The organism is Thalassovita sp. (assembly GCF_034670005.1).
Taxonomy (GTDB): domain Bacteria; phylum Pseudomonadota; class Alphaproteobacteria; order Rhodobacterales; family Rhodobacteraceae; genus Thalassobius.
In genome coordinates this window covers 456,399-483,360 of the sequence record NZ_JAXMOH010000001.1, presented here as the reverse complement: position 1 = coordinate 483,360, position 26,962 = coordinate 456,399, and the positions used below count along the sequence as shown (strand labels likewise).

General features: G+C 58.4%; 28 protein-coding genes. 9 read left to right on the top strand and 19 right to left on the bottom strand.

Features of this window, described 5'->3' with window-relative positions:
- Positions 1–11 precede the first annotated feature (11 nt).
- The 4 genes from VOI23_RS02525 to dapE form a co-directional block, all read right to left on the bottom strand.
- The gene (locus VOI23_RS02525) at positions 12–638 is read right to left on the bottom strand and encodes a hypothetical protein (RefSeq protein ID WP_323781055.1); all 627 of its coding nucleotides are present in this window, start codon (positions 636–638) and stop codon (positions 12–14) included.
- A gap of 179 nt (positions 639–817) precedes the next feature.
- Complete coding sequence (locus VOI23_RS02520; protein ID WP_323781838.1) at positions 818–1,405, bottom strand: TIGR04282 family arsenosugar biosynthesis glycosyltransferase; 588 nt, start codon at positions 1,403–1,405, stop codon at positions 818–820.
- On the bottom strand, positions 1,405–1,827 hold the full coding sequence (locus VOI23_RS02515) for a GNAT family N-acetyltransferase (RefSeq protein WP_323781051.1): 423 nt from the start codon (positions 1,825–1,827) through the stop codon (positions 1,405–1,407). Before VOI23_RS02515 ends, VOI23_RS02520 begins: the two co-directional genes overlap by 1 nt.
- Positions 1,824–2,984 (bottom strand): succinyl-diaminopimelate desuccinylase, encoded by a 1,161-nt coding sequence (dapE, locus tag VOI23_RS02510; RefSeq protein ID WP_323781048.1) that lies wholly within the window; start codon positions 2,982–2,984, stop codon positions 1,824–1,826. The genes VOI23_RS02515 and dapE overlap by 4 nt, the downstream gene beginning before the upstream one ends.
- Before the next feature lie 298 nt (positions 2,985–3,282).
- Between dapE and VOI23_RS02505 the strand changes: the two genes are divergently transcribed.
- Positions 3,283–4,998 carry a Hint domain-containing protein gene (locus tag VOI23_RS02505; RefSeq protein WP_323781045.1) on the top strand — a complete coding sequence of 572 codons (1,716 nt, stop codon included), beginning with the start codon at positions 3,283–3,285 and terminating at the stop codon, positions 4,996–4,998.
- 129 nt (positions 4,999–5,127) lie between these two features.
- Positions 5,128–6,096: a Hint domain-containing protein gene (locus VOI23_RS02500; RefSeq protein ID WP_323781042.1), complete on the top strand. Its 969-nt coding sequence runs from the start codon at positions 5,128–5,130 to the stop codon at positions 6,094–6,096.
- 62 nt (positions 6,097–6,158) lie between these two features.
- On the opposite strand, the gene VOI23_RS02495 is transcribed toward VOI23_RS02500, so the two are convergent.
- From VOI23_RS02495 to VOI23_RS02480, 4 genes are all read right to left on the bottom strand, one after another.
- Positions 6,159–6,500 carry a hypothetical protein gene (locus VOI23_RS02495; protein WP_323781039.1) on the bottom strand — a complete coding sequence of 114 codons (342 nt, stop codon included), beginning with the start codon at positions 6,498–6,500 and terminating at the stop codon, positions 6,159–6,161.
- Between the two features lie 142 nt (positions 6,501–6,642).
- On the bottom strand, positions 6,643–7,470 hold the full coding sequence (dapD, locus tag VOI23_RS02490) for a 2,3,4,5-tetrahydropyridine-2,6-dicarboxylate N-succinyltransferase (protein ID WP_323781036.1): 828 nt from the start codon (positions 7,468–7,470) through the stop codon (positions 6,643–6,645).
- A gap of 180 nt (positions 7,471–7,650) precedes the next feature.
- Entirely contained in the window at positions 7,651–8,232 is a 582-nt protein-coding gene (locus VOI23_RS02485) for a biotin transporter BioY (protein WP_323781033.1), read from the bottom strand.
- Between the two features lie 116 nt (positions 8,233–8,348).
- The gene (locus tag VOI23_RS02480) at positions 8,349–8,972 is read right to left on the bottom strand and encodes a GntR family transcriptional regulator (protein ID WP_323781030.1); all 624 of its coding nucleotides are present in this window, start codon (positions 8,970–8,972) and stop codon (positions 8,349–8,351) included.
- A 142-nt stretch (positions 8,973–9,114) separates the two neighbouring features.
- Here VOI23_RS02480 and VOI23_RS02475 point away from each other — a divergent pair, with 142 nt between their 5' ends.
- A complete protein-coding gene (locus tag VOI23_RS02475) occupies positions 9,115–9,960 on the top strand; it encodes a TIGR00730 family Rossman fold protein (RefSeq protein ID WP_323781027.1) in 846 nt (281 codons plus the stop codon).
- Positions 9,961–10,005: 45 nt separating this feature from the next.
- On the opposite strand, the gene VOI23_RS02470 is transcribed toward VOI23_RS02475, so the two are convergent.
- From VOI23_RS02470 to VOI23_RS02460, 3 genes are all read right to left on the bottom strand, one after another.
- Complete coding sequence (locus VOI23_RS02470; RefSeq protein WP_323781024.1) at positions 10,006–10,221, bottom strand: hypothetical protein; 216 nt, start codon at positions 10,219–10,221, stop codon at positions 10,006–10,008.
- A gap of 168 nt (positions 10,222–10,389) precedes the next feature.
- A complete protein-coding gene (rlmN, locus tag VOI23_RS02465) occupies positions 10,390–11,583 on the bottom strand; it encodes a 23S rRNA (adenine(2503)-C(2))-methyltransferase RlmN (protein ID WP_323781020.1) in 1,194 nt (397 codons plus the stop codon).
- Between the two features lie 124 nt (positions 11,584–11,707).
- Positions 11,708–12,235, bottom strand: a complete 528-nt coding sequence (locus VOI23_RS02460; RefSeq protein WP_323781017.1) for an invasion associated locus B family protein — start codon at positions 12,233–12,235, stop codon at positions 11,708–11,710.
- A gap of 175 nt (positions 12,236–12,410) precedes the next feature.
- Between VOI23_RS02460 and VOI23_RS02455 the strand changes: the two genes are divergently transcribed.
- The gene (locus VOI23_RS02455; protein WP_323781014.1) at positions 12,411–13,406 is read left to right on the top strand and encodes an asparaginase; all 996 of its coding nucleotides are present in this window, start codon (positions 12,411–12,413) and stop codon (positions 13,404–13,406) included.
- A 114-nt stretch (positions 13,407–13,520) separates the two neighbouring features.
- Here VOI23_RS02455 and VOI23_RS02450 read toward each other — a convergent pair whose 3' ends face one another.
- The 7 genes from VOI23_RS02450 to VOI23_RS02420 form a co-directional block, all read right to left on the bottom strand.
- Entirely contained in the window at positions 13,521–14,003 is a 483-nt protein-coding gene (locus VOI23_RS02450) for an RNA pyrophosphohydrolase (RefSeq protein ID WP_323781011.1), read from the bottom strand.
- A gap of 141 nt (positions 14,004–14,144) precedes the next feature.
- On the bottom strand, positions 14,145–15,482 hold the full coding sequence (locus tag VOI23_RS02445; protein WP_323781008.1) for a S41 family peptidase: 1,338 nt from the start codon (positions 15,480–15,482) through the stop codon (positions 14,145–14,147).
- Between the two features lie 3 nt (positions 15,483–15,485).
- Positions 15,486–16,619: a peptidase M23 gene (locus VOI23_RS02440; protein WP_323781005.1), complete on the bottom strand. Its 1,134-nt coding sequence runs from the start codon at positions 16,617–16,619 to the stop codon at positions 15,486–15,488.
- Positions 16,616–18,133, bottom strand: coding sequence for a 2,3-bisphosphoglycerate-independent phosphoglycerate mutase (gpmI, locus tag VOI23_RS02435; RefSeq protein WP_323781003.1), 1,518 nt, complete (start codon positions 18,131–18,133; stop codon positions 16,616–16,618). Before gpmI ends, VOI23_RS02440 begins: the two co-directional genes overlap by 4 nt.
- Positions 18,134–18,192: 59 nt before the next feature.
- Complete coding sequence (rlmH, locus tag VOI23_RS02430; RefSeq protein WP_323781000.1) at positions 18,193–18,663, bottom strand: 23S rRNA (pseudouridine(1915)-N(3))-methyltransferase RlmH; 471 nt, start codon at positions 18,661–18,663, stop codon at positions 18,193–18,195.
- A complete protein-coding gene (gene rsfS, locus VOI23_RS02425; RefSeq protein ID WP_323780997.1) occupies positions 18,663–19,028 on the bottom strand; it encodes a ribosome silencing factor in 366 nt (121 codons plus the stop codon). Before rsfS ends, rlmH begins: the two co-directional genes overlap by 1 nt.
- 208 nt (positions 19,029–19,236) lie before the next feature.
- Positions 19,237–20,574 (bottom strand): mechanosensitive ion channel family protein, encoded by a 1,338-nt coding sequence (locus tag VOI23_RS02420; RefSeq protein WP_323780994.1) that lies wholly within the window; start codon positions 20,572–20,574, stop codon positions 19,237–19,239.
- A 221-nt stretch (positions 20,575–20,795) separates the two neighbouring features.
- Between VOI23_RS02420 and leuC the strand changes: the two genes are divergently transcribed.
- From leuC to VOI23_RS02400, 4 genes are all read left to right on the top strand, one after another.
- The gene (gene leuC, locus VOI23_RS02415) at positions 20,796–22,202 is read left to right on the top strand and encodes a 3-isopropylmalate dehydratase large subunit (protein ID WP_323780991.1); all 1,407 of its coding nucleotides are present in this window, start codon (positions 20,796–20,798) and stop codon (positions 22,200–22,202) included.
- A 12-nt stretch (positions 22,203–22,214) separates the two neighbouring features.
- On the top strand, positions 22,215–22,820 hold the full coding sequence (gene leuD / locus VOI23_RS02410; protein WP_323780989.1) for a 3-isopropylmalate dehydratase small subunit: 606 nt from the start codon (positions 22,215–22,217) through the stop codon (positions 22,818–22,820).
- A 368-nt stretch (positions 22,821–23,188) separates the two neighbouring features.
- Positions 23,189–24,016, top strand: coding sequence for a hypothetical protein (locus tag VOI23_RS02405; protein WP_323780987.1), 828 nt, complete (start codon positions 23,189–23,191; stop codon positions 24,014–24,016).
- Positions 24,017–24,027: 11 nt separating this feature from the next.
- Positions 24,028–25,041: an endonuclease/exonuclease/phosphatase family protein gene (locus tag VOI23_RS02400; RefSeq protein ID WP_323780984.1), complete on the top strand. Its 1,014-nt coding sequence runs from the start codon at positions 24,028–24,030 to the stop codon at positions 25,039–25,041.
- A gap of 3 nt (positions 25,042–25,044) precedes the next feature.
- Here VOI23_RS02400 and VOI23_RS02395 read toward each other — a convergent pair whose 3' ends face one another.
- Positions 25,045–25,947, bottom strand: a complete 903-nt coding sequence (locus VOI23_RS02395) for an epimerase (protein WP_323780982.1) — start codon at positions 25,945–25,947, stop codon at positions 25,045–25,047.
- Positions 25,948–26,040: 93 nt separating this feature from the next.
- Here VOI23_RS02395 and VOI23_RS02390 point away from each other — a divergent pair, with 93 nt between their 5' ends.
- A complete protein-coding gene (locus VOI23_RS02390) occupies positions 26,041–26,934 on the top strand; it encodes a LysR family transcriptional regulator (RefSeq protein ID WP_323780979.1) in 894 nt (297 codons plus the stop codon).
- Positions 26,935–26,962: the final 28 nt, after the last annotated feature.

The window sequence follows — 26,962 nt, the reverse complement described above, 5'->3', positions numbered from 1 at the left end:
TCGTGGCGGTCCTAATGCGCGTGCTGGCCACGCGCGATCGCCAAATGATGTTCTTGATGATGCGCACCCAAAGCCATCACGCCGAAAAATCCAAGGCTGCGAATTTTGGCGAATTCGGCTTTGTCCGCCTGGACATTCAGCGTGGCACCCTCATCATCGATTTGGTCTGCGGCTAGGGTCCAGCCAAAGACACCGTTCATCACAGTTGCATGAGCGGAGACCATTCTGCGGATGGATTCAGAGACCGCTGGATCGTCCGAGGTCACCCGGAATGACAGAGTGTTTTCGGTTTCCAGCGTTTCGACATCGGCATTGAGAGTGACATTGTTCATATCGACAAGATGCGCGCGCAGCGCGTCAATATTGACCTTGGACCAATCTGTTGCAGGGTCGGCAATCAGTATGTCCACGATTTCCTGAATCGCGGCAAAGGCCGATTGACCCGGTTCACGAGGGCCAGATTGACCGGTAACAGCCCCCATATGGCTGTCATGGCCTGCGCCATGATCCATCAAATGGGACGGAGTTTGCAGCGTGCCATGCATCGCGTGGTCGCCATGGGCCATAGGCATTGCCTGTTCGGAAGAAACGGGTGCCGCGAATAGCGCAAGGGTGAAGGCAAGGAAGTAAGGGCGCATGGCTGACTCCGATTGTGATAGGTTTCAAGATTGGCGCATTTCCCGACTCTCTGGTAGGACAAAATCCATTCCAAGGCCGTTCTCACCGATTGTTGATTTCGCGAAACTGGCAGATTTGACCGTGAAAGGATCCGTCGGGACATTGTGCAGCGATGCGCTGGGCGTTTCAAAAACGCGCGTCATCCGATTCGGTTGATCGGCAAATCCGCCGCGCGATCCACATCCGCCAATTCATCAATCAGGGCGATATTTTGGCCCGGCAGGGTGGCGATGCTGTCGGACAGTGCCCGGTCGGTCGACCAGCGGACATTCTGAAACAGAGTGGCGGGCGGCGGTGCGATCCGTTTCAGCCCGACCAGCCAATAGCCACCATCCGGGGCCGGTCCGAAAACCGCGTCATGCGATCCCAATGCGGCGAAGGCGCGGGTAATATGCTCTTTCTCGATGCCGGGAATGTCGGCGCCTATTATGCAGACCGGGCCGGGTGGCAGGCTGCGAAATATCCGCGCCATCCGGTCCCCCAGATTGCCCTGACCTTGTGGCAGACGATCCAGATGGTCGGGCCAGATCCGAGACACCAACCCTTCGTGATCCGGTGTGACGGCCAAGGTGATGCGCCAGCGTGGGTCTTGCACACGGCGCAGCAGTGCCGCGGTCTGACGCCGGAACCACCACGCGGCTGAGGTCATGCCGATATCGCGCCCCAACCGTGTTTTTACCCGCCCTGGGCGCGGTTCCTTGACCATGATAACCAGTTGGCGCCGGATCACAGCGGGCGTTCCATGTCCCGATGCGGAATGCCAGCATCGTCATAGACTGGCCCACAAACCGAAAAACCCAGCTTCTGATAGAACCCGATTGCATATTCCTGTGCGCCAAGCCGGGCGGTGGTCAAATTTGGATGACGGGACAGGTGATCAATTCCTGCCTGAACCAAAGCCGCCCCCAGCCCGGTACCACGCTGCGATTTGACGACGCAAACGCGCCCTATCTTACCCACGGACCCGTCTTTCAGCAGCCGCGCCGTTCCGACCGGCGCGTCATCGAGGCTGGCCAGAAGATGAACGGCTCGTTCATCCAGATCGTCCCATTCATCCGTTTCGGCAATGCCTTGTTCTTCGATGAAGACGGCGCGGCGCAGGGCGTGGCAGGCCGCGATATCAAAGGTTTCGGAAATCTTCCAACTCATTTGAAATAATCTGACAGAATGCGGGCGTATATCGACTTCAATTGATGAATCTGGGCGACGGGAACCCGTTCATCCACCTGATGCATGGTCTTGCCCACCAACCCGAATTCGACCACCGGGCAGTGATCCTTGACAAAGCGCGCATCCGACGTGCCGCCCGAGGTGGACAGCACCGGTTTGACCCCGGTTTCTGCTTCGACCGACGCTGCGACCAGATCGGATAATGGCCCGGGCGGAGTCAGGAAGCTTTCCCCAGATACCTTGATTTCCATGTCGACTTCTATCCCGGTTTCCTGCGTGATCCTGTTCGCCTCACCCTGCAGCCAATCGGTCAGGCTGTCGCCGGAATGGGTATCATTAAACCGGATGTTCACCGTCGCGGTACAGCGCGCGGGGATCACATTAGTCGCCGGGTTGCCGGTATCCATGGTCACCACCGCCAGGGTCGAGGGATCAAAATGATCGGTGCCGTCGTCCAAAACATGGCTGGACAGCCGATCCATCAGCCGTGCCATTGCAGGTAGCGGGTTGTTGGCCCGATGGGGATAGGCGGAATGGCCCTGAATACCGGTAAAGCTGAACCAGACGGTCATCGATCCGCGCCGCCCGATTTTCATCATCTCACCCATTTCATCGGGGCAGGTGGGTTCACCGACCAGACAGGCCGACATCTGTTCGCCCTGATCGTCCATCCAATCCAGAAGGGCCGTGGTGCCATCCAGTGCGTCGCCTTCTTCGTCCCCGGTGATCGTCAACACGACGGCACCGTCGGGCGGCGTTTCGCGCACGAAATCCACCGCAGCAGCCGCAAAAGCGGCGACGCCCGATTTCATATCGGTCGCGCCGCGTCCCCAAATCATGCCATCCTTTTCCGTCGCGCTGAACGGACCGACGGTCCAGGCCGCTTCGTCCCCCACGGGCACCACATCGGTATGACCGTTGAAACCGAATGTCCGTTCGTGCGCTTTTGCGCCCCAGCGGGCGAAAAGGTTTGCGATGCCATTGCGATCGACCCTTGTACAGGTGAAACCGGCGTCTTCCAGCAAAGCTTGCAGCAGTTGCAATGCGCCGCCTTCTTCCGGCGTCACCGAGGGGCACCGGATAAGATCTGCGGTCAATTTTGCTGGGTCGACAGGCGACGGATGGTTTTTGCTCATGGCGCGCTCCCTTGCTTGGGCAAAGGGGGTAGCGTGAATTCAGCCGAACCGCAATCGGCGGCCACTGGGATGTTACCGGATTGCATCTTTTTGGAAGCCTGTGAAATGGCTCGGTAAACAAACACTTAACATCGTTTGGAAATTGCGGTTATATGGGCGCAATAATGACCCGAGGCAGGGCGCAAGACCAACGAGGCCGAAAATGGCCCGAGTGAGCAGATCAATACGAAACTGATGATCGAACGACATGTTCGGTCTGCTTGCGATGCGTGCTGTCCGATAAGAGGTGGGGCAGAGCATGGCAACGGCACAAGAGCTACCGATCGATACAGGTGCGTCGGCCATTGAAATGGCCGAGGAAATCTTTGGCGACGGTGTTACCGTCGTCAGCGCCAACTATTTCGGCGATAACCAGTCTTCGGGCATCTATTCCAATGGTGACAGCGTTTCGGCTGAAACCACGCCCGGTGACACAGGTGTGATCCTGTCGACCGGGAACGCGACAGAGTACACCAATAGTGGCACCAATAGTGGCACCAGTAGCGGTAACTGGGGTGGCTGGAACGGCTGGAACGGTTGGGGCAACAACGGCAATAACGGTAACTTTGGCAATAACGGTAACGGTAATGGTGGCAACTGGGGTGGCGGAGGTGGCACCAGCACTGACACCAACCAAGCCAGTAACACCTCGACCAACACCAGCGGTGTCAACAACAATGCCGATTTCAATGCAGCGGCTGGTACGAACACTTATGACGCCTCGTTCTTGGAAATAGACTTCATCCCCGACGGCGATACGATGACGATCCAATTCGTTTTTTCGTCCGAGGAATATCCTGAATATGTTGACAGCCTGTATCAGGATTTCATCGGCGTCTGGGTCAATGATGAATTTGTCGAACTGGGTCTCGGCGATGGCGATATCGACCCTAACAATATCAACAGCGGCAACAACGAAAGCCTGTTCATTTCGAACCTGAACGACGAATACAATACGGAAATGGACGGGTTCACCGCTACGATGACGCTGAACATGTCGGTCAATGCGGGAGAGGTCAATTCGATCCGGATCGGGATCGCGGATGTGACGGATTCCAGCTACGATTCCAATCTGCTGATCGCGGGCGGCAGTATTCAGACCGCTTTGATTGCTCAGGATGATGAAATCAACGTGGCACTTGACGGGACCCAAACCGTCGATGTGATGGCGAATGATGACGGGCCATCAGGCAGTACGCTGACTCTGACACATATCAACGGCCAAGAGGTGTCGGCGGGATCGACGGTTACGCTGTCCACCGGTCAGGTGCTTCAGGTCAATGCCGACGGAACCATTACGGTCACCGCCGACAGCGACGTAGAAAGCACAACATTCTCCTACACCGTGGAATCGGATACGGGAGTTTCAGACACAGCTTTTGCGACCATCAATCAGGCCCCCTGCTTTGTCGCGGGGACCAAGATTCGCACACCCGACGGTGCGGTTCCGGTGGATCAATTGATGCCAGGCGATTTGGTCCTGACCAAGGATAATGGCGCACAGCCGGTCGCCTGGATCGGATCGCGTGAGGTCGAGGCCACGGGCGACTACGCGCCAGTGCGGATCGCACGTAATACCTTCGGGAACCATCGCGAAATCTGGGTGTCTCCACTGCACCGCGTTCTGGTGCGCGACAGTCTGGCCGAGCTTCTGTTCGGCACCGCCGAAGTTCTGGTCGCCGCCAAGGAATTGGTCAATGGCCGTTCGGTTCGGCAAATCGAAAGCGATAGCGTGACTTATGTCCATCTGATGTTCGACGAGCATCAGATCGTCTGGTCTGAAGGGCTGGAAACCGAAAGCTTCCTGCCAGGGCCGCAGATGAACAACAGTTTCGAACGCGACACCATGGCCGAGATTTGCCAACTGTTTCCCGAGCTCGATCCGGATACCGGCGAAGGGTACGGTCCGGCAGCACGGCGCACCTTGCGCGGATACGAAGCCCGGCTGATTGCTCCTGTTACGGAGGTTGCCTGAATGGCCTGGATCGCGGTTTCGGATCAGAGCAGGCAGTTTTTTAACCTCTCGGGCATAGAGCAGGGCCGGGGTCAAAGCCTGATACAACAGGATTTGACTCCGAACAGCCTGCTGACACGGGGCAGCATCTTGTTTGAAACAAAGCTGCCCGGCGATGGCCGGCCCCGCCGATTGATCGGGTATCACCGCGATCACCCTTGGGTCAGTAGTCTGTCGGTGCAGGAAATGCCGTCGGGTGGGATCGTTCTGGTAGTGACGCAAGGCAAGGATGTATTCCATACCGTGCTTGAACACGGGGCTGTGGCGCAAGCCGAAGAATTGCGGGTAACCTATTCCTGGGATGCCCCGGCGCGTTGGGGCCGATTGGCGGTGGAACGGATCGCTTCGGGGCAGGTCTTTGTCAAGGAATTGCGCAATCCGAAACCTTTGTTGTTGTCGGATTTGCGGATCATGACGCTGGACCCACTGCAACGGCAGATGGATCGCGGCGTCAGGTTTTTCGCGATCTCGACCGATATTGAACCGGTCGGGCCAATGCCTGGGCTGTCCACCGTGACACCGGTGCTGACAGCCCAAGGATACCGCTCCGCCGGGCAGATCCGGCGCGGCGATCTGATCCGGTCGCCCGGACACGGGAGCCTGCCGGTTCTGAGTGTGGTCCGGCGGACTGTTCCGGCGCGCGGGTCGTTTAGCCCGGTGCGGCTGCGGGCGCCCTATTTCGGGTTGCAGCAGGACATTATCGTCGGAGCAGAACAGCGGCTCCGGATCGGCGGGTCGGCGGTGGAGTACCTGTTCGGTAAACAAAATGTGCTGGTACCGGCCGGTCATCTGGTGAACGGGATTTCAGCAATCCGGTATGATCAGTCGGAAATCGTGACCTATTGTCAGGTCTTGCTGCCCGGAAACGAACCGCTTCTGGCGGCGGGTGCACCTTTGGAAACGCTTTATCTCGGGCGATTGCGGCGCAAGCCAACCTTGGTCAACGCCGGGCTGCTGGCGGGATATGACCGGTCGCGCCTGCCCGAACACGCCGCCCCGGCTTTTCCGGTGCTGGATCACTTCGAAGCGAATACTCTGGCTGAACTGCGCGCGGCCTAGCGGTGGCCTGCGGGGTTTATTCCGCGCCGGGTTAATGATGCCGTCCCACCTGTCTTTGGTTTTTAGGTGTCTTCGTAAAACGGTGTCATCTGCGCTACGATCACAGAGTTTTCAATCAGAGCCCGGTTCATCAATTCGCGTTCTTCGCTATTGATGTCATGCCCTTGCTCTAACCGTTCATCCAGTGTCCCATAGCCGGTTACGTCAAGCGGCGCTACATCGGCTTGCTTCAGAATGGCGACGGTTTCGCGCACCGCTTCGGCTTCGTCCACGCCGCTGGAATAGATCATCAGCGCCGCCCCGGTCGCCCCGTCGGGCAGACCGTCGCCATCTTTGCGCCCGACCTGTACCAGCAAGGTGTAAACTTGCTGCCGGGACGGTTTCTTTTGCTTCTTTTCGCTCATGCCCCGCCAATACGCTGACCGGCGCGGGCGATCAAGGCCGGTTGGTGAAATCCGCTGTCGAGCGGTTGGGGCAAATTGCCTGCTTGAAAAAGTAAAGGACGGCTAGTGCCGTCCTTTTTTCAAATACATGAATGGTGCACGATCAGTCGCGCAGCAACTCATTGATGCCAGTTTTCGACCGAGTTTTGGCGTCCACCCGCTTCACGATCACCGCGCAATACAAGCTGATGCCATTTTTCGACGGCATCGACCCAGACACTACCACGGAATAGGGCGGTACTTCGCCATAGGTGACTTCGCCGGTTTCACGGTCGACGATCTTGGTCGACTGGCCGATATACACGCCCATGCCCAGAACCGACCCTTCGCGGATGATGCAGCCTTCAACGACTTCCGACCGGGCACCGATGAAGCAATTGTCTTCGATGATGGTCGGACCGGCCTGCATCGGTTCCAGAACGCCGCCGATGCCGACGCCACCCGACAGGTGCACGCCCTTGCCGATCTGGGCACAGCTGCCCACGGTGGCCCATGTGTCGACCATGGTGCCTTCATCGACATAAGCGCCAAGATTGACGAAGGACGGCATCAGCACAACGCCCGGCGCGATGAAGGCCGATTTGCGCACGACGCAGTTCGGCACCGCGCGGAAGCCCGCAGATTTCCAATGTGCTTCGTCCCAGCCCTTGAACTTGCTGTCGACTTTGTCCCACCAGCCGGATCCTTGCGGGCCGCCATCCTGGATTTCCATATCCTTCAGGCGGAAGCCCAGCAGAACGGCCTTCTTGGCCCACTGGTTTACGTGCCAATCGCCGTTGTCCTGACGCTCGGCCACCCGCAATGAACCGCTATCCAGCGCGTTCAGGGTGGCTTCGATGGCGTCGCGGCTTTCGCCGGTGGTGGCAGGGGTGATGGTGTCGCGGGCGTCCCAGGCGGATTCGATGGCCTGTTCCAGTTGAGCGTTCGACATGACTCGCGGTCTCCTTCGGGAATTCGGTTGCGCTGTCTTTGGCCGATTTATGGGCTCGGCTCAAGACGCAATACGACGCGCCCCGGACTGTGCGCGCCATGAGTAATCATTGTAAACAGAAGGAGGCGCCAAAGCGCCCCCTCGTCGTTGTCGTTCAATCTGAACCTGTGCGGGGTCCGATCAGATATTCAGATCGGTTCCGCGCAGCTTGGCCAGCAGCGCTTTGGGTGCGCCCAGAAACAGAATGGCGGCCAGTACGGTTTTCACCAGATCGCCAGCGATGAACGGGGTAAACCCATAGGCCAGCAGTTTATCGCCCGGCACCAGTTGTGCCAGCCATCCCAGACCCAGAGCGTAAAGCGCGACCAGACCCAGACCCATGGCGGGCAGAATCGCCAGTTTCGGCAGGCGGTCAGCGGCGAAGCCCACGATGATGGTCGCGGCCAGGAACCCGACCAGATAGCCACCAGTGCCGCCAAGCATGTAAGCCAGGCCGATCCCCTTTTCCGGGGTGCCTGCGAAGACCGGCAGTCCGGCTGCGCCGACGGCCAGATAGGCCAGCATGGTCGAGGTGCCCATCCGCAAACCATAGCTTGCCGCGAGGAACATGATTGCAGCCACTTGCAGCGTCATCGGCACCGGCCAGAACGGTACCTGAATTTTAGCGCTGGCGGTCAGCAGTGCTACACCTGCCAGAACACGCAGCACCTGGCCGGTCAGTTTCAACCCGGCGACGGATTGGGTTTCTTGCGTGGAGTTCATGTCACGTCCCTTTTATAGATAGAATTTGTTCCGCATTGCAGCATATCATCGCGTTCATAGATAATTTTGCAAGACTTAAATTGACCGCAATGCGATAGACGATGAAAATCAGAGTGTTAGCGCTTGGTGATCCGATCTGCACGGCGCAGATGACGGCACAGCAGGTCGCAGGCGGCGTCGACGTCGCGTCGCCGCATCTGCATTAGAATCGCCGCGTGGTCCTTATCTTCATGCTGTTGCCAGCCAACTTTCCAACTCGACAGCAGGTGGCGGGCGCTGGCGATATGCAGATCGTCGATCGCTGAGATCAGCCGGGGCATGTCGCACGGCGCCAGAATGGCACGGTGGAAAGCGCGGTTGCGGGCTTCCCAAGTGGGTAGGTCACTGGCCGCGTCGCAGGCTTTGCGTGCAGCATCGGCATTGGAAAAATCTTCGCTGGTCATATGAAAACAGGCATGTTTGAGGGCCAGTTCTTCCAAAACCACACGCATTTCAGTGATTTCGCGTATTTCAGCTGTGTCCAATGCCGAAACCCGCATACCGCGCCGGGGTAGGCTGACGGCCAGGCCGTGAGCCTGTAGTTTCAATAACGCTTCACGCACCGGTACGTGGCTGGTTTCGAAGTCGCGCGCTATATGATCCTGACGCAGCTTTTCTCCGGGGATCAGGTCCCCACGGATGATGCGCTGTGACAGGTCGTTATAGATGCGGTCGACAGTGGTAGCGGAAGTTTCGGTCATGAATTATCTATAATTTTTCCTGCACAAGTTCACAACCAGAATTTGACCTTGGCAACTGGATTGCGCCTGGGCGAGGCCTTGCTGGCGTTGGCGTCGATTTCGGATTAGGACAGCAGCAAAAGCCCAGCAAGGACTTCAAGTGATGAACGACGACCGCCGCAGCCCATTCCGTGATGCCCATGCAGATGTCACAACATCGCGCGAAGTCCCCGATACGAAACAAACGCGGGCCCCGTCCTATAAGCTGGCTTTCAACGATGATGCGTTTCTGTGCCGGGATGAATTGCGTCCGGTACGTTTGCAGCTGGAATTGCTGAAACCGCAGATGCTAATGGATGAATACGGAGTGGAAAGCACTGTCGTTCTGTTCGGCGGGGCACGCATTCCCAGCCCTGAAAACAAGCACAAGGCGCAGACTGAAACCCTAGCTGAACTCAGCAAATATTACGACGAAGCGCGGGAATTTTCCCGCTTGATGACGCTGAAAGGGCTGGAAAGCGACGGTCATGATTTCATCATCTGCACCGGTGGTGGCCCCGGCGTGATGGAGGCGGGTAATCAGGGGGCTGCCGAAGCGGGCGGAATTTCAATCGGGTTGAATATCGTGTTGCCGCATGAACAGGCACCGAATGAATACGTGACGCCGGATCTGTGTTTCAACTTCCACTATTTTGCCATTCGCAAGATGCATTTCCTTATGCGCGCCAAGGCGGTCTGCATCTTCCCTGGCGGATTTGGAACGCTGGACGAAATGTTCGAAAGCCTGACATTGATTCAGACCGGCCGCATGGAGCGGGTGCCGTTTTTGCTGTTCGGCGAAAGCTTCTGGCGTCGCATCATCAACTGGGAGGCGCTGAAGGATGCGGGCACGATTTCGCCCGATGATCTGGACTTGTTCCGTTTCGTTGAAACCGCAGAACAGGCGGTCGAGGCGATTTCGACCTGGGAACATGCCGGAACCAAGCGCGAATTCATTCCAGGGCGCTGACGCGACGGGTCGCGGGGTTTTTCTGTTGCGCGCCTGAATCGCCGATCAGTGCAGAAGTTCAACCGGAATTTCGCAGATTTCTTCCTGGGACCCGAATTTGGCCAATACATCGCCGTGGTCGGTATTCTTGACAGAATAGCCATAACCGACAAGACGGTGTTTCCATTCGCGCACAGAAACAGATTTCTCACGTTCCGAACGCAGCAATGCCAGAACGTCGTCATTACCTGCGGCGGGGATAGTCATTTCATTGATAAACATGGCAGAACCTCCTGCTAATCTAAATCCTGCAGGATTGATGCCAGCCGACTAAGGCTGAAACAGATCTGGAAAAAGGCAATTGTATGAAAATTTTACACAATCGCCCCAGAGGTGGGCGATTGTTGCGATTTCGGGCTTGCGGGTCCTAGACCGCCAGGGGGCTGACGTTCAAGCCTGATCAGCAAGACCTGCTTCCGCAGCGATCTGCGCCCGCGATTTCCGCGCCCGTTCGGTGGCCGATTTCAACTGTCCGCAGGCGGCCATGATATCTTCACCCCGCGGCGTGCGGATCGGGCTGGCATAACCGGCCTTGTAAATAATGTCGGCGAATTTTTCGATCCGTTGCCAATCGCTGCGCTGATAGGGTGACCCGGGCCATTCGTTGAACGGGATCAGATTGATCTTGGCCGGAATGCCCTGGATCAGCTTGACCAAGCGACGGGCGTCTTCGTCGCTGTCATTCACATCCTTCAGCATCACATATTCAAAGGTGATGCGTTCGCTATTCGACAGCTTGGGATAGCTGCGCAGCGTGTTCAGCAGGGTTTCGATGTTCCAGCGTTTGTTGATCGGTACCAGTTTGTCGCGCACTTCGTCCGTAGTGGCGTGGAACGACACAGCCAGAAGGCAACCGATTTCTTCGGCGCATTTGGCAATCTCGGGAACGACACCGGAGGTCGATAGGGTGATACGGCGGCGCGACAGGGAAATGCCTTCGCCATCCATCGCGATTTTCATCGCATCGCGGACATTGTCAAAATTATAAAGCGGTTCGCCCATGCCCATCAGAACGACATTGGACAACAGGCGCGGACCCGCGTCACCAGTGCCAACGCCCGGCTGCGGCCATTCGTCCAGATCGTCGCGCGCCATCATGATCTGCCCGACGATTTCACCTGCCGTCAGGTTGCGCACCAATTTTTGTGTGCCGGTATGGCAGAAAGAACAGGTCAGAGTGCAGCCGACCTGAGAGCTGACGCATAGCGTGCCACGATCGGTTTCGGGGATATAGACGACCTCGACCTCGTGCCCGCCAGCGATGCGGACGAGATATTTACGGGTACCGTCGGCGCTGACCTGTTTCGACACCAGTTCGGGTATTTCGATAACGAAGTGATCCGCAAGCTGGGCACGGTAGGCCTTGGCCAGATTGGTCATCTCGGCAAAATCGCGCACACCCCATTGATAGACCCATTGCCAGATCTGGTTCACCCGCATCTTGGCCTGTTTTTCCGGAGTGCCAATGGCGATCAGCGCCTCGCGCAGCTTGTCACGGGTCAGACCGACAATGTTAACTGGTCCCTCGGGCAGTTTCCGGGGGATCGTCATTACATCCTGAGTGATCGGTGCGTCAGCCGCCATTTTCGCAATCCTAGTGAGGGTGAATGCGCTTCATATAGGATTCGCGAGGCAATGCCAAAAGATATGTTCGACATGAAAAAAGCCGCCCCTCAGAGGCCGCTGTCACTGATCCAGCGATCACGACTTACTTGCAGCGCTTATCTGCCTCTTCCACGGCGGCGGTGAAACCCAACAGCGAAAAAGTATCCTTGGTGAGTGTACCACGCGCGGATCGGGCGGAAAGGACCGCCGACTGCCCACGTTTCATTGCGGTGATGATCTTGGCATCGTCGGCAGGGGTTGCAGGCCAAGCCCATTCGCCTTCGGTGAACAATTCGAAACTGCTGTCGTCAATGGTCAGATTGACGTTCGAGCCCGGCGCGAACGGATAACCGCCGGTAAAGGTGATCTGTCCGCTGACCCCGGCCCCGGGTCGGAAAAACGCCATCAGCAATATGTCGCTGCGGCGTACGGCCACAACGCGCCCATCCTTGGTGTTGACCGTTTCCTTGGGCGACGACACCGCCCAGCATTCTTGCGGATTACTCTCTTCGAAGACGCTCCAGTCGGTTTTGGCAGCAACCTGATTATCGCTCGTTTGCTGCGCCCATGCGCCCGTGGCTGCCAGTACCAAAAGGGCCCCGGCCATGCCGCGAAGAAAACGTGAAAACATCTAATCCAGCCTCCAGCTGTCTTTGCCTCAATCTCTGCTTGCGTTTCGCCCGCCTTGCAACGACGTTTTGTGCGAAATGCGCATTTTGTGCTCAACAATGATACATTAGCCTAAAAGCCGCCAGTGACGAAAGGGCCATTGGCGGAAAATCGCACAGAGTAAGGTGAGGCAAGGAATGACAAAACCAATTCCGATGGCAGAAATCTGGCGCGGCGAATTCTTGGAAAGCGTCCATCTGGGTCATGCGGTGATCTGCGACGCGACCGGCCAGATCGTCGAGGCTTGGGGTGATCCCGAAGCCGTGGTCCTGCCGCGGTCGTCGTCGAAGATGATTCAGGCGCTGCCGCTGGTTGAAAGCGGCGCAGCGGATAAGGTTGGGCTGACCCAAGAACACCTGGCGCTGGCCTGTGCGTCGCACAATGCGGCGGCGATCCATATTGACCGGGTGCAGGCTTGGCTGGATCATATTGGCTGCGACGACGATGATTTTCGCTGCGGTCCGCAGCAGCCGCGCGATATCGAGATCCGCAATCAGCTTATCCGGGCGGAGCAGGAACCCTGCCAAATACATAACAACTGTTCGGGAAAACACACAGGATTTCTGACCTTGGCGCAGCATCTGGGAGCGGGGCCGGAATATGTCGATATCGACCATCCGGTGCAGAGGGCCATTCTGGAGGCGTTCGAGGATGTCGCCGACGAAACCAGCCCCGGTTATGCAATTGACGGCTGTTCGGCGCCGAACCATGCGTCCAGCCTGCATGGCATGGCGCGTGCAATGGCGTTTTTCGCCGCGGCCGAGGCGGGGCAGGGCCGACGGGCCGAGGCCGCGCAACGGTTGCGTCAGGCGATGGTTGCCTATCCCGAACTGGTGGCGGGCGAAGGCCGGGCCTGCACCGAACTGATGCGCGCGACAAAGGGTCGTGTGGCACTGAAAACCGGGGCGGAAGCGTTTTTTATCGCCATTGTACCGGACCGCAAACTGGGCATTGCGTTGAAGATTGTCGATGGCACAACGCGCGGGGCGGAATGCGCGATCGCGGCAATCTTGGTCAAGCTTGGGTTGCTCGATCCGAAACATCCGGCGACTTTGAAACGGATGAATGCGCCGATTCGGAATTGGCGCGGGATCGAAACAGGGTTTATTCGCCCCGCTGACGGGTTCTGCTGACCCTGAAAAGGGCGGCGCGTGTGCCTTGGTGCCAATGGCAAGGACCGGCCCGCGCCGCAAGCCCGGCGTAGCGCGCCTGCGCCTTCGGCGAGAGTATTTATGCCAAGATGAAGATCAGATCCGGTCGCGAAAGGCCTTGAGCACCTCGGCATAGACTTCGCGTTTGAAGGGCACGATATTGTCGACCAGATCGTCGGGTGACAGCCAGCGCCACTGGGAAAATTCCGGGTGCTCGGTCGCGATGTTCACATCGGCGTCGCGGCCCTGAAACCGGGTGAGGAACCATTTCTGTTGTTGACCGCGATAGCGGCCCTTCCAGATTTTTGGCACAAGATCATGCGGCAGATCATAGGTCAGCCAGCGTTCGGTTTCCGCTTCGACCTGCACCAGATCGGTGGGAACGCCGGTTTCTTCCCAAAGTTCGCGCAGCGCAGCGTTGCGCGGGGTTTCGCCTTTGTCGATGCCACCCTGAGGCATTTGCCAAGCCGGTGTGGGGGTGTCGATTCTCTGGCCGACGAATACGTGGCCATCAAGGTTGACCAGCATGACACCGACACATTGGCGATAGGGCAGCTTGGCGATTTTTTCAGGGGTCATGGGACGGGCCTTGAAATAGTGGTTTCGGCGCGACGTTACCGTGCTTCGCGGTGCTGTGAAAGGCCGCCACGGGGAAATAGCAAAACGCCCCCGCAAGCCGGTTGCGAGGGCGTTTCGAACTGGCAGTGCTGCAAGCAATGATCAGTTCTGATCAGCGATCGCTGACAGACCCTTGAGGAGGTCGATCGCATAGGCGAGCTGATAATCTTCTTCGCGCAGCTTGGCGGCCTCATCGGCCTTGGCGCGTTCGTCTTCGATCTGCTTGATCTCGTCTTCGCTCAGGCTGTCATTGGACAGGCTGCCGCGCAGATCGGCTTCAGACCGGGTGCGGCGGGCCGCGCTTTGGTCTTCGGCTTCGGCCTCGGGGGCGCGGCGCGGCTGGGCCACCACGATATCAGGTGATACGCCAAGATTCTGGATCGACCGGCCTGACGGGGTATAATAGCGCGCCGTGGTCAGGCGCATTGCACCGTCACCGCGCAGCGGCATCACGGTCTGGACCGATCCCTTGCCGAAGCTCTTGGTGCCGACAACGATGGCGCGGTGATGATCCTTGAGCGCACCGGCAACGATTTCGGAGGCCGAGGCAGAGCCGCCATTGATCAGCACCACCATCGGTTTTCCCATCGTCAGATCGCCGGGGGTGGCGTTATAGCGATCACCATCGGCCGGATTGCGACCGCGTGTCGACACGATTTCACCGCTGTCAAGGAAGCCGTCGGAGACCTGAATCGCCTGTGTCAGCAGACCGCCGGGATTGTTGCGCAGGTCCAGCACGATGCCGTTGACCTTGTCTATGCCACCCAGATCCTCAATCGCCTGTTTTAGCCCATCCTCCACTCCGGGATAGGTTTGATCGTTGAAGGTGGTAATCCGCAGCACGACGGTGTTGCCCTCGGTCCGGGTCCGTACCGGGCGCAGTTTGATGGTGTCGCGGATGATCGAGATGTCGAACGGTTCCGCCGTGCCTTCGCGTACCACGGTGATGATGATTTCGCTGCCCACCGGGCCGCGCATCAGGTCGACCGCATCGTCAAGACCGAGACCCAGCAGGCTTTCGCCGTCGACATGGGTGATGAAATCGCCCGATTCGACCCCGGCTTCGTCGGCCGGGGTGCCATCAATCGGCGACACAACTTTGACAAAACCCTCTTCCTGAGTGACCTCGATGCCGAGGCCACCGAACTGACCGCGGGTCTGGACCCGCATATCGGCAGCGTCATCCGGCGAAAGGTAGCTGGAATGCGGGTCGAGTGACGTCAGCATGCCGTTGATTGCCGCTTCGATCAGTTTTTCTTCGTCCACCTCTTCGACATATTGGGCGCGGATGCGTTCGAAAATATCGCCGAACAGGTCGAGCTGTTCATAGACATTCGTCTGTTTTGCCGCTTCTTGCGCCAGTAGCGGACCAGCCACCTGCGTGGTGGCGATAATCCCGGCCAGCGTGCCGCCAAGCGCGGCCATGACGAATTTCTTCATCGCTCAGTTGTCCTTCCCGGTTACGAACCACGTCGCCGGATCGACCGGCGCGTTATCTTCTCTGATCTCTATATAGAGCGTTTCTGTCGCCTCGGCACCAGCCCCCTTTCCGGCCTGTGCCAGAATTGCGCCGATTTCTGCGTCTTCGCCGCCCATCAGGCCGATCGGGCTGCCTGCGGGCAGGACCTGGCCTGTTGTTCCATAAACCACATCGAGCCCGGCGAAAATGAACAGAAGCCCGGCTTGGGGTTCAAGGATTATCACATTGCCGTAATCTAGCAGCGGTCCCTGATAGCGGATGGTGGCTGCGGTCGGGGTGCTGACCAAAGCGCGCGGGCGGGTGGCCAGAATCAGGCCAGGGCGTGCGATGCCAGTGGCGTCGGCTTCACCGGCGCGGCGCAGAACCACGCTTTGTACCGGCAAGGGCAACGTGCCTTTGCGGTGGGCGATGTCGGGCAGGCTGCCGGGGGATTCATTATCGGCAATATCTGTCAGGCCGCTGGCAAAACCGGTCAGCGTTTCGGTCGAAGCGATCAGGATCGCGGTCTTGACCGGATCCTCGGTAAAGCGACGCGGCAGGTCGGTGCGGTCGGCCACGGCCTGGCTCAGCCGTGTCCGGGCCTGCTGCACACCGTCGAGCCCCTTTTCCAGCGTGGAGACAGCATTTTGTTGCAGGCTGCGCAGGGTCGAAACTTCGTCCAGCTGCGTCCGCAGCTGGGCGGCCTTTTCGTTCAGTGCCGGCGTTACATCGGCCAATAACATACCAGACCGGGCCGTGCCGGTGGGGCCATCGGGATGCAGGACCAGAACCGGTGCTGGCGTGGCCGATATCGATTGCAGGACACCCAGCAACTGGGCGATTTCGGTTTCGCGGGCCTGCAACGCGTGTTCCAATTGCGCTTCGCGCAAGGTCACCCGGCGCAACCCTTCGCGCATCGCTTCCAGCCCGTCTTCGTACGCGCGCAGTGTTTCCGACAGGGCTTTGACCCGATTACGGGCGCTGTCGGCGCGGTCCAATTCCATCGCAGCCGTTTCAAGGCGCTTTGCCGCCGCCTCGGCCAACGCAGCCGGATCGGGGTCTGCCCAAGCAGGCAGAGCGATGGCAAGGCAAAGGACGGATAGGACAGTGCGGATCATTCCAGCAAGCTTTTCCCGGTCATTTCCGTCGGCTGCGGCAGGCCCATCAATTCCAGCAATGTTGGGGCAAGATCTGACAAGCGGCCCTGACGCAGTTTCGCATCTTCGGGCCCACCGATCAGAATGACAGGAACCGGGTTGATCGTATGGGCCGTATGGGGTCCACCGGTTTTGGGATCAATCATCATCTCGCAATTGCCGTGATCGGCGGTGACAATCATGGCTCCGCCAGCTTTTTCCAGCGCTTCGATCACCTGACCCAGACCCTGATCCACGGCTTCGCAGGCCTTGATGGCGGCACCCAGATCGCCGGTATGGCCTACCATGTCGGGGTTTGCGTAATTGGTCACGATCAGGTCATAATCATCTTTGATCGCCTTTACGAAATGTTCGGTCACTTCGGCGGAGGACATTTCCGGCTGCAGATCATAAGTGGCCACCTTGGGCGACGGCGCCATGTAACGGTCTTCGCCCACCTCAGGGTCTTCCTTGCCGCCATTGAGGAAGAATGTGACATGGGGGTATTTTTCGGTCTCGGCCAAGCGGAATTGCCGCTTGCCCTGCTTGGCGACCCACGCACCCAGAGTATTGACGATGTCGCGCGACGGGAACACGGTTTCCATATAGGCATTATGGCCTTCGGAATATTCCACCATGCCCAGCAGCGCCGTCCAGTCGGGGCGCGGACCGGTGTCGAAATCGCTGAACCCCGGCTCGCCGATGGCGCGCAGGATTTCCCGCGCCCGGTCAGCGCGGAAGTTCAGGCAGAAGAACCCGTCGCCATCCTTGGCGCCCGCATAATCGCCGATCACCGTGGCGGTAATGAATTCGTCCGATTCTTCGCGTTGATAACCGGAGTCGACGGCAGCATGGGCATTGGCTGAATGGCCGCCCTCGGCTTTGATCATCGCGGCATAGGCTTCGGACACCCGTTCCCAGCGGTTGTCGCGGTCCATGGCGTAATAACGCCCGGTGACGGTTCCGATTCTGGCCCCGTCCGGCAGCGCGTCTTCCAGTTCCTCGAAATAAGTGAAGGCCGATTTCGGTGCAACGTCACGGCCATCGGTAATGGCGTGCAACACAACCGGCACACCACCCTCTGTAATTGCCTTGATCGCTGCAATGATATGGGTGAGATGGCCGTGCACCCCACCATCAGACACCAGTCCCATCAGATGCGCGGTGCCGCCCGAGCTTTTCAGCTTGGCGATGAAGCCCTGTAACGCTTCGTTACTGAAGAAACTGCCGTCTTCGATCGCCAGGTCGATCTGGCCCAGATCCATCGCCACCACGCGACCGGCGCCGATATTGGTGTGGCCAACTTCGGAATTGCCCATCTGACCGCTGGGCAGGCCGACATCGGGGCCGTGGGTGATCAGCTGGTTGTGCGGGCATTCCGACATGATCCGGTCGAAAACAGGCGTGTTGGCCAGCAACGGGGCATTCGCCTTTGGATCGGCGCTAAGGCCCCAGCCATCAAGAATACACAAAACAACTGGTTTGGGATGTGTCATGAGCTGCCCTTCGTTAAGTTACCTGCTATCTAAGGGGCCAATCCACAAGGGGCAAGCATTCAGGCCCGGTGATAGGGGCTTCCGGCGAGAATCGAGGCCGCGCGATATAATTGTTCGCACAGCATTGCCCGCGCCAACATATGCGGCCAGACCATTTTGCCGAAGGACAGGGAAAAATCCGCCTTGGCGCGCAAAGCCGGATCGATCCCGTCTGCACCGCCGATGACAAAGGCCAGATCGCCACGTCCGGCGTCGCGCCAGCCAGCCAGTTTATCGGCAAAGTCGGGCGAACTGAGCAGTTTGCCGCGCTCGTCCATCGTGCAGATTACCGCGCCTTTGGGGATCGCACGATCCAGCAGGACGGATTCTGCGGTCATTCCGCCGCCTTTCTTGTCTTCGACTTCGTGAATGGTCAAAGGCCCCAGCCCCAAACCACGGCCGCTACGGTCGAACCGGGTGAGGTAATCGTCGATCAATGCGCGTTCGGGGCCGGAACGCATCCGACCCACCGCGCAGATATGTACCCGCATCAGGCCTGTGCAGGCGGTGCCCCGGCGGGCTGCCACATTTTTTCGATCTGGTAGAAATCGCGCACTTCGGGCCGGAAGATATGCACGATCACATCGGCAGCATCAATCAGAACCCAGTCGCCGGTATCCTTGCCTTCAACCCGGCTGACACGGTTGAAGTCATGTTTCAGCCGTTCCACCAGTTTTTCCGCCATCGCAGAAACCTGGCGGCTGGACCGACCGGAACAGACGACCATGTAGTCGCCGATCGACGATTTGCCGCGCAGATCAATCTGCACGATGTCTTCGGCTTTGTCATCCTCGAGAGAGCTTAGGATACGGGCAAGCAGGTCTTCGCTTGACACATCTGCAGGGGCGCCGGTCACGGCTGCCCCCAGTTCAGCGGCGCGTGCCGCATCATGGCTAAGAGACAGGACATTGTCCTCCTTATTTCATGCGCCGCAAAGGTCCCGGCGCCAGACTCTTTCAGAATACCATTGGATATGTGAAATCTCAATGTCCGGTTCAAGGGGTCTGGAACGACCGCGCCGGAAGGAGGAAAGCGCCCGGCTCAGAACGGGCGCTCGGCAAAGATCATTCTGGCTTGGTTTGTAATTGCGAACCGGGCAGCATCGTGACTTCGCGCTGCGGAAAGGGAATGGAAATGCCGTTTTTCTGAAACCCATCCCAAAGCGCCAAAAACACGTTGCCGCGAATATTGGTCAGCCCGCCGGTAGGGTCCTTGATCCAGAACCGCAGAACGTAATCCACCGAACTGTCGCCGAAACCGATGATGTGGCAGACCGGCGGCTTGAAGCTCAACACCCGGTCGACGCTTAGGGCGGCCTCGATCGCGATGGCGCGCACCTGATGCGGATCGTCGCCATAAGCGGTGCCAAATTCGATGTCGAGCCGGACATAGTCGTTGGAATGCGACCAGTTCACCACCTGGCCGGTGATCAGGTCTTCGTTGGGGATCAGGAATTCCTTGCCGTCGCGGGTGACGACACTGACATAGCGCGCGCCCAGCGCTTCTATCCAGCCAAAGGTTGATCCCAGCGAAATCACATCACCGGGTTTTATCGATTTATCCATAAGGATGATGATGCCCGAGACCAGGTTTGACACGACTTTCTGAAGCCCGAAGCCGAGGCCCACACCAATCGCGCCGGACAGGAATGCCAGACCGGTCAGGTCGAAGCCGACCGCCTGTAACCCGATGAAGACCGCCGCGCCATACAGTAGCACCTGAAGGAACTTCACCATCAGCACCTGCATTGAAGGGCTGATTTCCTTATTCTTGCGGATGCTGTCGCTGCTGGCACGCGACAGAAACCGGGCCAGCGTGAACAGTACTGTCAGCGACGCTACTGCCTGCAACAGCAACCACAAGGAAAGATGGGTGCCGCCCAGATTGATCGCGGCGCTATCCAGCAGCAGCCGGGTATCTTCTGTCAGATTCAGGATCGACAGAGTGACCCAGATCCAGCCACAATAGCGCACCACCTGACGCAGCAGTGTGTTTTTGATAACCCGCGTCAGAACGGCGATAATCAACCAAGCAAAGGCAAGTTGTGCCAGAATGCTCAGCATATATGACCGGCTGGGCCAGGTGACTTCGCGCATGATCCAGACGGTCGGCCAGATCAATGCAACAAAAATGATCAATTGCAGCCGCCGATGCAGAATCACCAAAATCCGCAACCGCCATGTGGCCCAGTGCCCCTTGCTGCGCATCCAGCCGTGGATATGAGGGCCGATGAAGCGGGCCAGCAAATAGGCGACCAGAGCCAGGCCGAGAGCAATGAGAAACTGATAGCCGCTCCACGGGCGCATCAGACTGGATAGAAATCTCTCAACATCGGACCAGAGGCCGAGAACCAGTTCCTCGGTGCTTTGTGGCGGGGCGGTTTCGACCTGTGTTTCCTCCATGCGAGCAGGTTTGCATGGGCGATGCAAACGGGCAAGGGCCTTGTCAGACTCGCAGAGAGCCTGTATCTGCCCCTGCATGACACGGATTTTCGACATGGATGATCGCGCGCGCCTGCCCTGGAGGTTCTTTGGCGCCACGCTTACTGTTCTGGCACGCCTATAAAGCGCGCCCATTCCTGTCACTGCCCATCATTTCCAAAGACAATCCACGGGAGAGGACCATGACCGCCCCGAAGACACTCTATGATAAAATCTGGGACGCCCATGTCGCAGATGAATCCGAAGACGGCACCTGCCTGCTGTATATCGACCGCCATCTGGTACACGAAGTGACCAGCCCGCAGGCGTTCGAAGGCCTGCGCCTGGCCCATCGCGCTGTGCATGCGCCCGACAAAACCATTGCCGTGCCGGATCACAACGTGCCGACCACACTGGATCGCGCCAAGGGTATCGAAAACGAAGAAAGCCGTATTCAGGTTGATGCACTGGACAAGAACGCCAAGGATTTTGGCATTCATTACTATCCGGTTTCAGATGTCCGTCAGGGTATCGTGCATATCGTTGGCCCGGAACAGGGCTGGACCTTGCCGGGTATGACCGTGGTTTGCGGCGACAGCCACACCGCGACCCATGGTGCGTTCGGTTCGCTGGCGCATGGGATCGGTACGTCTGAAGTGGAACATGTTCTGGCCACTCAGACACTGATCCAGAAGAAGTCGAAGAACATGAAGGTGGAAATCACCGGCAAACTGAAGCCGGGCGTGACCGCCAAGGACATAACCCTGGCCGTGATCGGTAAAACCGGCACCGCAGGCGGCACCGGCTATGTCATCGAATATTGCGGCGAAGCGATCCGCGACCTGTCGATGGAAGGCCGGATGACCGTCTGCAACATGGCGATTGAAGGCGGCGCGCGCGCCGGTCTGATCGCGCCGGACGAAACGACTTTCGAATACGTCAAAGGCCGCCCTCACGCCCCGAAAGGGGCTGCTTGGGAACAGGCGCTGGCCTATTGGAAAACGCTTTACACCGATGAAGACGCGCATTTCGACAAGGTCGTGACGCTGAAGGCCGAAGAGATCGAACCAGTCGTCACCTGGGGCACTAGCCCCGAAGACGTGCTGCCGATTTCCGGTGTGGTTCCCAGCCCGGAAGATTTTGAAGGCGGTAAGGTCGAGGCGGCCAAGCGCGCCATCGACTATATGGGCCTGACCCCGGGCCAGAAATTGACCGATATCGAGATCGACACCGTTTTCATTGGATCGTGCACCAATGGCCGGATCGAAGATCTGCGCGCGGTGGCCGATTTGGTCAAGGGTAAGAAGATCAAGGACGGCATTCGTGCGATGATCGTTCCCGGATCGGGTCTGGTCCGGGCTCAGGCGGAAGAAGAAGGTCTGGCCGATATTTTCTTGGATGCCGGTTTCGAATGGCGTTTGGCGGGCTGTTCCATGTGTCTGGCGATGAACCCGGACCAGCTGTCAGAGGGCGAGCGTTGCGCCTCGACCTCGAACCGCAACTTCGAAGGCCGTCAGGGCTACAAGGGCCGTACCCACCTGGTCAGCCCCGCCATGGCAGCCGCTGCTGCACTCACCGGTCATCTGACCGATGTGCGTGAATTGATCTAAGGAGCCAGCGAGATGGAAAAGTTTGAAAAACTCCAGGGTATCGCAGCGCCTATGCCGCTGGTGAATATCGACACCGACATGATCATTCCCAAAGTGTTCCTGAAGACGATCAAGCGGTCCGGTCTGGGCGTGAATCTGTTCGATGAAATGCGCTATGATCGTGAAGGTAACGAAATCCCCGATTTCGTGCTGAACAAGCCGCAATATCGTGACGCTCAGATTCTGGTGGCGGGCGATAATTTCGGCTGCGGGTCGTCGCGCGAACACGCGCCTTGGGCGATTGCCGATTTCGGCATCAAATGCGTGATCTCGACCAGCTTTGCTGACATCTTCTTCAGCAATTGTTTCAAGAACGGCATCCTGCCGATCGTCTTGCCGCAGGATCAGGTCGACACCCTGATGGCCGATGCCGAAAAAGGTGCCAATGCACGGATGACCATCGATCTGGAAGCGCAGGAAATCACCACTTCGGATGGCGAAGTTTTCCCGTTCGAAGTGGATGCGTTCAAAAAACATTGCCTGCTCAATGGCTTGGACGATATCGGTCTGACGATGGAAAAGGCAGACGCGATCAAGTCGTTCGAAGACAAGATGGCGATGGAGCGTCCCTGGGTCTGAAACTGGCCTGAGCCAATTGAAAAGCCGCCCCAGTAGGGGCGGCTTTTTTCATTTTCGGCTGTTGGATTGCTGATTTTTCGCGATGTAAATGGAGCGGAGGAGGTATTTTCACATTGCGATCCGGTTCGGACATGACACCAAATATGGGGGCGGAGCGGAATTATGGCGGTTCCGATGATGCAATCGGGCACCACTTCACCCTGTAAGTGAGTGAGATTGCAACGATTTCGGTAAGCCACGGTTGAGGCTTAGCAGCAAACAAGGCAAGATTGGGGCAAGAATGAGGCAGTCCGCCCAACGTGGCGGTATCAAGTTGGAACCAGAATGCGGCAAAGAATTGCATTCGGCCAAGTTGAAGGGATCGGGTCGTGATCGAACGTGTGACAGGCGCGGCAAGCCGTGCATTCTTCATGGCGTTGCTTGTCGCTATGCCGTCCATGTTTTTTCCAGAAACAACGGGCGATGCGACCGCATTGGTTGCGCTGGTGGCCATGCTTGCCGCTATTATGACCTTTTTCGAATATTTTGCCGAATACCCGTCGGTTCTGGAGTTCCGCGATGCGGCACCTTTCAACCGGTTTCGCTTTGTCACGGTTTTTCTGGTGGTGCTGGTGCTGGGCGTGGTTCTGCATGATCCGGGCCGGTCTTCGGAGTTGGTGCAGGTCGTGACCGCGCTTGCGCGGTTCGGCGGCGATTTGGCCGATTTCCCCTACTCGCCGGTACGTTTGGTGCTGCTGACTTTGCCGACGGATGTTCCGGCGACTGCCGTCGAAAACCTGCGTATCGCTGCGGCGATGGCCTATGTGATTTCCGGATTGGCGGTGCTGGGCTTCTTTGCGCTGGTGCAACTGAGCAACTGGCCGATGGGCAATGGTGCGTTCAATGTCTGGGTTAATCTGCCAATGTTCGACCCGACCAAAGGCGACGTGCTGATCCGGCTGACCCGGGATGCTAGAATTAACGTAATGTTAGGCTTCATTCTGCCATTCTTGATCCCGGCGGTAATCAAGGGGACGTCTGGATGGATTGATCCCAGGACCCTGATGGGACCGCAGACAATGATATGGTCGATGACGGTATGGGCCAGCTTACCTGCCACGCTCATGATGCGCGGAATCGCGTTGGGACGGATCGCCGAAATGATTGGCGAAAAGCGGCGTCGCGCCTATGCAGAGGCCAATCTGCATACTGTCTGATACCGATCCTGTTGGCATGGTTTGTCTCCACATCGGCGCGGGCTGACACACTCCGCATTGCCAGTTTCAACACCGAACTTGCACGCCAAGGTCCGGGCCTGTTGCTGCGCGATATCCGCAAGGGGGATCGACAGGTGCGCGCGGTGCAGCAGGTGATTAGCCGGGCCGCGGCCGATATCATGGTGTTGCAGGGGATTGATTACGATTTCAACGCGGCGGCGGTTTCGGCACTGAGGGATGGTGTTTCTGATTTGGGGCAAGATTATCCGTATCTTTTCGCTCTAAGGCCCAATAGCGGTTGGCAGAGCGGGATTGATCTGGATGGTGATGGCCGCATTGGCGGGCCGCGCGATGCGCAGGGCTATGGTCGCTTCGCCGGTGAAGGGGGTATGGCGATCCTGTCGCGTTTCCCCATACTGACGAATGAGGTGGTCGATTTTTCCCGGTTGCTCTGGGCTGAACAGGATTGGGCCGAGGGGCCGCGCGCACCGGGTGTTGTGCGCGCCGAAGCGGCGGGGTTGCAACGGCTCAGCTCGGTTGGGCACTGGGTGGTGCCGGTTGAGATGCCGGGTGGCGGGCGGATAACGGTACTGGTGTTTCACGCCACGCCACCGGTTTTCGACGGGCCGGAAGATCGCAACGGATATCGCAACGCAGATGAATTGCGGTTGTGGCTGGCCTATCTCGATGGGGCTCTGGGCGCGCCGGTGTCGGGGCCGTTTGTTGTGGCGGGGGATGCCAATGCCGACCCAGTGCGCGGTGAAGGACGCAAAGCGGCGCTGTACGCGGTGTTGCACGATCCACGGCTGCAGGATCCGGTACCGCTGTCGGCCACTGGAAATACCGATACGGTTTTCTGGAAACAGACCGGGCCGATGCGGGTCGATTACATCCTGCCTGCGTCCGATCTGCCAGTATTGGGGTCCGGGGTGATGTGGCCCCGGCCCGAAGATCCGTTCGCGCCCGTGGTGAATCAGGCCAGCCGTCACCGGCTGGTCTGGGTCGATATTGCACTGCCGGAATGACGATCAGGCAGCGATACGGCTAAGCCGGGCCGAGGCTTCAGCAGGCAGGATTGGCGCGATCGCATTGGCCAAAGCCTGTTCGACCGGCGTGTGTTCAAAGTCCGGCAGCAGCCGATCGAAGGTTGATCCGTCCATATGGTGTGGCAGGTTCCAAAGGTAACGCATCTCGAACACCCCATTCAGCATCGGCATGAACGGACGGACGAAGTTCATCGGCCACCAGACCATTTTCTTCATCGTGATCGTCCGACCGGTGATTTTTGAAATCACCGCCACGATTTCCTCGGTGCTGAGCGTATAGCCGGCGAAAGGAATGTCGGCGTAGCGATCCAGCGTATCCCGTTTTTCTGCCAAGGCAACGGCCGCCCGGGCAAGGTCAGGCAGATAGCCCCAAGAATGGGGGATGTCGCCGCGACCGGGTGAGGTGAAAATGCCCTTGTTCAGCGACTTGGCCATGAAGCCGTCGAACCAGTTGCCCGAGGCGCTGGTATCCAGAAAATCGCCCGAACGCAGCAGAATGGTTCGCACACCTTCGCGGCGATAGGCGTCTTCCATCTCGATCCGAATCCTACCCAGCGGGTTTGTTGCCAGATCCGGCGTGTCGCGGCCCCACGGCAGCGGTGCATCCGGCCCGAACACATAAACATTGCCTGGGAGGATTACCGTCGCGTCATTCGCCAGCGCCGCCTTGCGCACAGCGGCATGCAGCGCCGGGACCTGTTTGGCCCAATCCTGATAGGGCGGGTTCCAGGCGGCGACGATGACATCGGCACCCTTGGCTGCCCGTTCCAGTTGGTCGTGGCTGCGGTCGAATTTGCGCACATTCCATCCGGCGGCGGCAAAGGCGTTGGCGGCATTGGTTCCGAAGCGACCATTGGCACCTAAAATCAAGACTGTCTGTTCCATTGTCTAATCCTTTCTGAACTTTCCAAGAAAGATTATGCTCTTCTGATTTGAATGGGTATTGCCCAAATATGCAGATTATGTATTCAATTTAGAATGGCAAACCTGGATCAAACCGATTGGGCGCTGGTGCGCAGTTTTCTGGCGGTGGCGGAACTTGGGTCATTGTCGGCGGCGGCGCGAAAACTGGGTGTCAGTCAGCCGACACTGGGGCGGCAAATCCGGCAGATCGAGACCGACCTGAGCGCGGTTCTGTTTACGCGGCAGCCGCGTGGTTTCGACCTGACCGAGGCGGGGCAGTTGATTCTGCCGGCCGCCAAGCGGATGGAGGAGGCCATGAATGACATTGCCCTGACCATCGCAGGGCGCGACGCTACCACCACCGGCAGCGTTCGGATTACCGCCAGCGAGGTAATGGCGCTTAATTATCTGCCTGGGATCGTGGCAAATATTCGCGCCGCGCTGCCCGGTATTTGCATTGATCTTGTTGCCAGTGACAGCAGCGACAATCTGTTGTTCCGCGAAGCCGATATCGCAGTGCGCATGTACCGGCCCGAACAGTTAGAGATTGTCACCCGCAAGCTGGGCGAGGTCAGGTTGGGGGTCTGTGCCGCGCGATCCTATCTGGAACAGCACGGTCGTCCGGAAACGGCGCAGGAAATGATGGATCATGCGCTTGTCGGCTATGACCATAGCGAACTGATCCTGCGTGGTATGCGGGCGATGGGGTGGTCGGCTACGCGGGATTGGTTTGCCACGCGTAGCGACGATCAGAATGTATATTGGGAACTGATCAGGTCGGGGTGCGGCGTGGGGTTTGGACAACACAGGATGATCGCCGCCGACCCGGATGTCGAACTGTTGAATATCGGGGTGGAAATCCCGCCCTTGCCAGTCTGGTTGGCGGCGCCGCAGGCGGTGCGGCACACCCCGCGGATCGCGGCGGTCTGGGACCAGTTGTCCGAAGGTCTGGCACCCTTCGTTTCTTGACCCTTGGGGCCTCAGGGGATAGGCGTTT

Excerpts from the sequence above, each read along its gene's own strand:
- VOI23_RS02525 (WP_323781055.1), bottom strand. The coding sequence starts at position 638 with ATGCGCCCTTACTTCCTTGCCTTCACCCTTGCGCTATTCGCGGCACCC.
- VOI23_RS02515 (WP_323781051.1), bottom strand. The coding sequence starts at position 1,827 with ATGAGTTGGAAGATTTCCGAAACCTTTGATATCGCGGCCTGCCACGCC.
- dapE (WP_323781048.1), bottom strand. The coding sequence starts at position 2,984 with ATGAGCAAAAACCATCCGTCGCCTGTCGACCCAGCAAAATTGACCGCA.
- VOI23_RS02505 (WP_323781045.1), top strand. The coding sequence starts at position 3,283 with ATGGCAACGGCACAAGAGCTACCGATCGATACAGGTGCGTCGGCCATT.
- VOI23_RS02495 (WP_323781039.1), bottom strand. The coding sequence starts at position 6,500 with ATGAGCGAAAAGAAGCAAAAGAAACCGTCCCGGCAGCAAGTTTACACC.
- dapD (WP_323781036.1), bottom strand. The coding sequence starts at position 7,470 with ATGTCGAACGCTCAACTGGAACAGGCCATCGAATCCGCCTGGGACGCC.
- VOI23_RS02485 (WP_323781033.1), bottom strand. The coding sequence starts at position 8,232 with ATGAACTCCACGCAAGAAACCCAATCCGTCGCCGGGTTGAAACTGACC.
- VOI23_RS02480 (WP_323781030.1), bottom strand. The coding sequence starts at position 8,972 with ATGACCGAAACTTCCGCTACCACTGTCGACCGCATCTATAACGACCTG.
- VOI23_RS02475 (WP_323781027.1), top strand. The coding sequence starts at position 9,115 with ATGAACGACGACCGCCGCAGCCCATTCCGTGATGCCCATGCAGATGTC.
- VOI23_RS02470 (WP_323781024.1), bottom strand. The coding sequence starts at position 10,221 with ATGTTTATCAATGAAATGACTATCCCCGCCGCAGGTAATGACGACGTT.
- rlmN (WP_323781020.1), bottom strand. The coding sequence starts at position 11,583 with ATGGCGGCTGACGCACCGATCACTCAGGATGTAATGACGATCCCCCGG.
- VOI23_RS02460 (WP_323781017.1), bottom strand. The coding sequence starts at position 12,235 with ATGTTTTCACGTTTTCTTCGCGGCATGGCCGGGGCCCTTTTGGTACTG.
- VOI23_RS02455 (WP_323781014.1), top strand. The coding sequence starts at position 12,411 with ATGACAAAACCAATTCCGATGGCAGAAATCTGGCGCGGCGAATTCTTG.
- VOI23_RS02450 (WP_323781011.1), bottom strand. The coding sequence starts at position 14,003 with ATGACCCCTGAAAAAATCGCCAAGCTGCCCTATCGCCAATGTGTCGGT.
- VOI23_RS02445 (WP_323781008.1), bottom strand. The coding sequence starts at position 15,482 with ATGAAGAAATTCGTCATGGCCGCGCTTGGCGGCACGCTGGCCGGGATT.
- VOI23_RS02440 (WP_323781005.1), bottom strand. The coding sequence starts at position 16,619 with ATGATCCGCACTGTCCTATCCGTCCTTTGCCTTGCCATCGCTCTGCCT.
- gpmI (WP_323781003.1), bottom strand. The coding sequence starts at position 18,133 with ATGACACATCCCAAACCAGTTGTTTTGTGTATTCTTGATGGCTGGGGC.
- rlmH (WP_323781000.1), bottom strand. The coding sequence starts at position 18,663 with ATGCGGGTACATATCTGCGCGGTGGGTCGGATGCGTTCCGGCCCCGAA.
- VOI23_RS02420 (WP_323780994.1), bottom strand. The coding sequence starts at position 20,574 with ATGGAGGAAACACAGGTCGAAACCGCCCCGCCACAAAGCACCGAGGAA.
- leuC (WP_323780991.1), top strand. The coding sequence starts at position 20,796 with ATGACCGCCCCGAAGACACTCTATGATAAAATCTGGGACGCCCATGTC.
- leuD (WP_323780989.1), top strand. The coding sequence starts at position 22,215 with ATGGAAAAGTTTGAAAAACTCCAGGGTATCGCAGCGCCTATGCCGCTG.
- VOI23_RS02395 (WP_323780982.1), bottom strand. The coding sequence starts at position 25,947 with ATGGAACAGACAGTCTTGATTTTAGGTGCCAATGGTCGCTTCGGAACC.
- VOI23_RS02390 (WP_323780979.1), top strand. The coding sequence starts at position 26,041 with ATGGCAAACCTGGATCAAACCGATTGGGCGCTGGTGCGCAGTTTTCTG.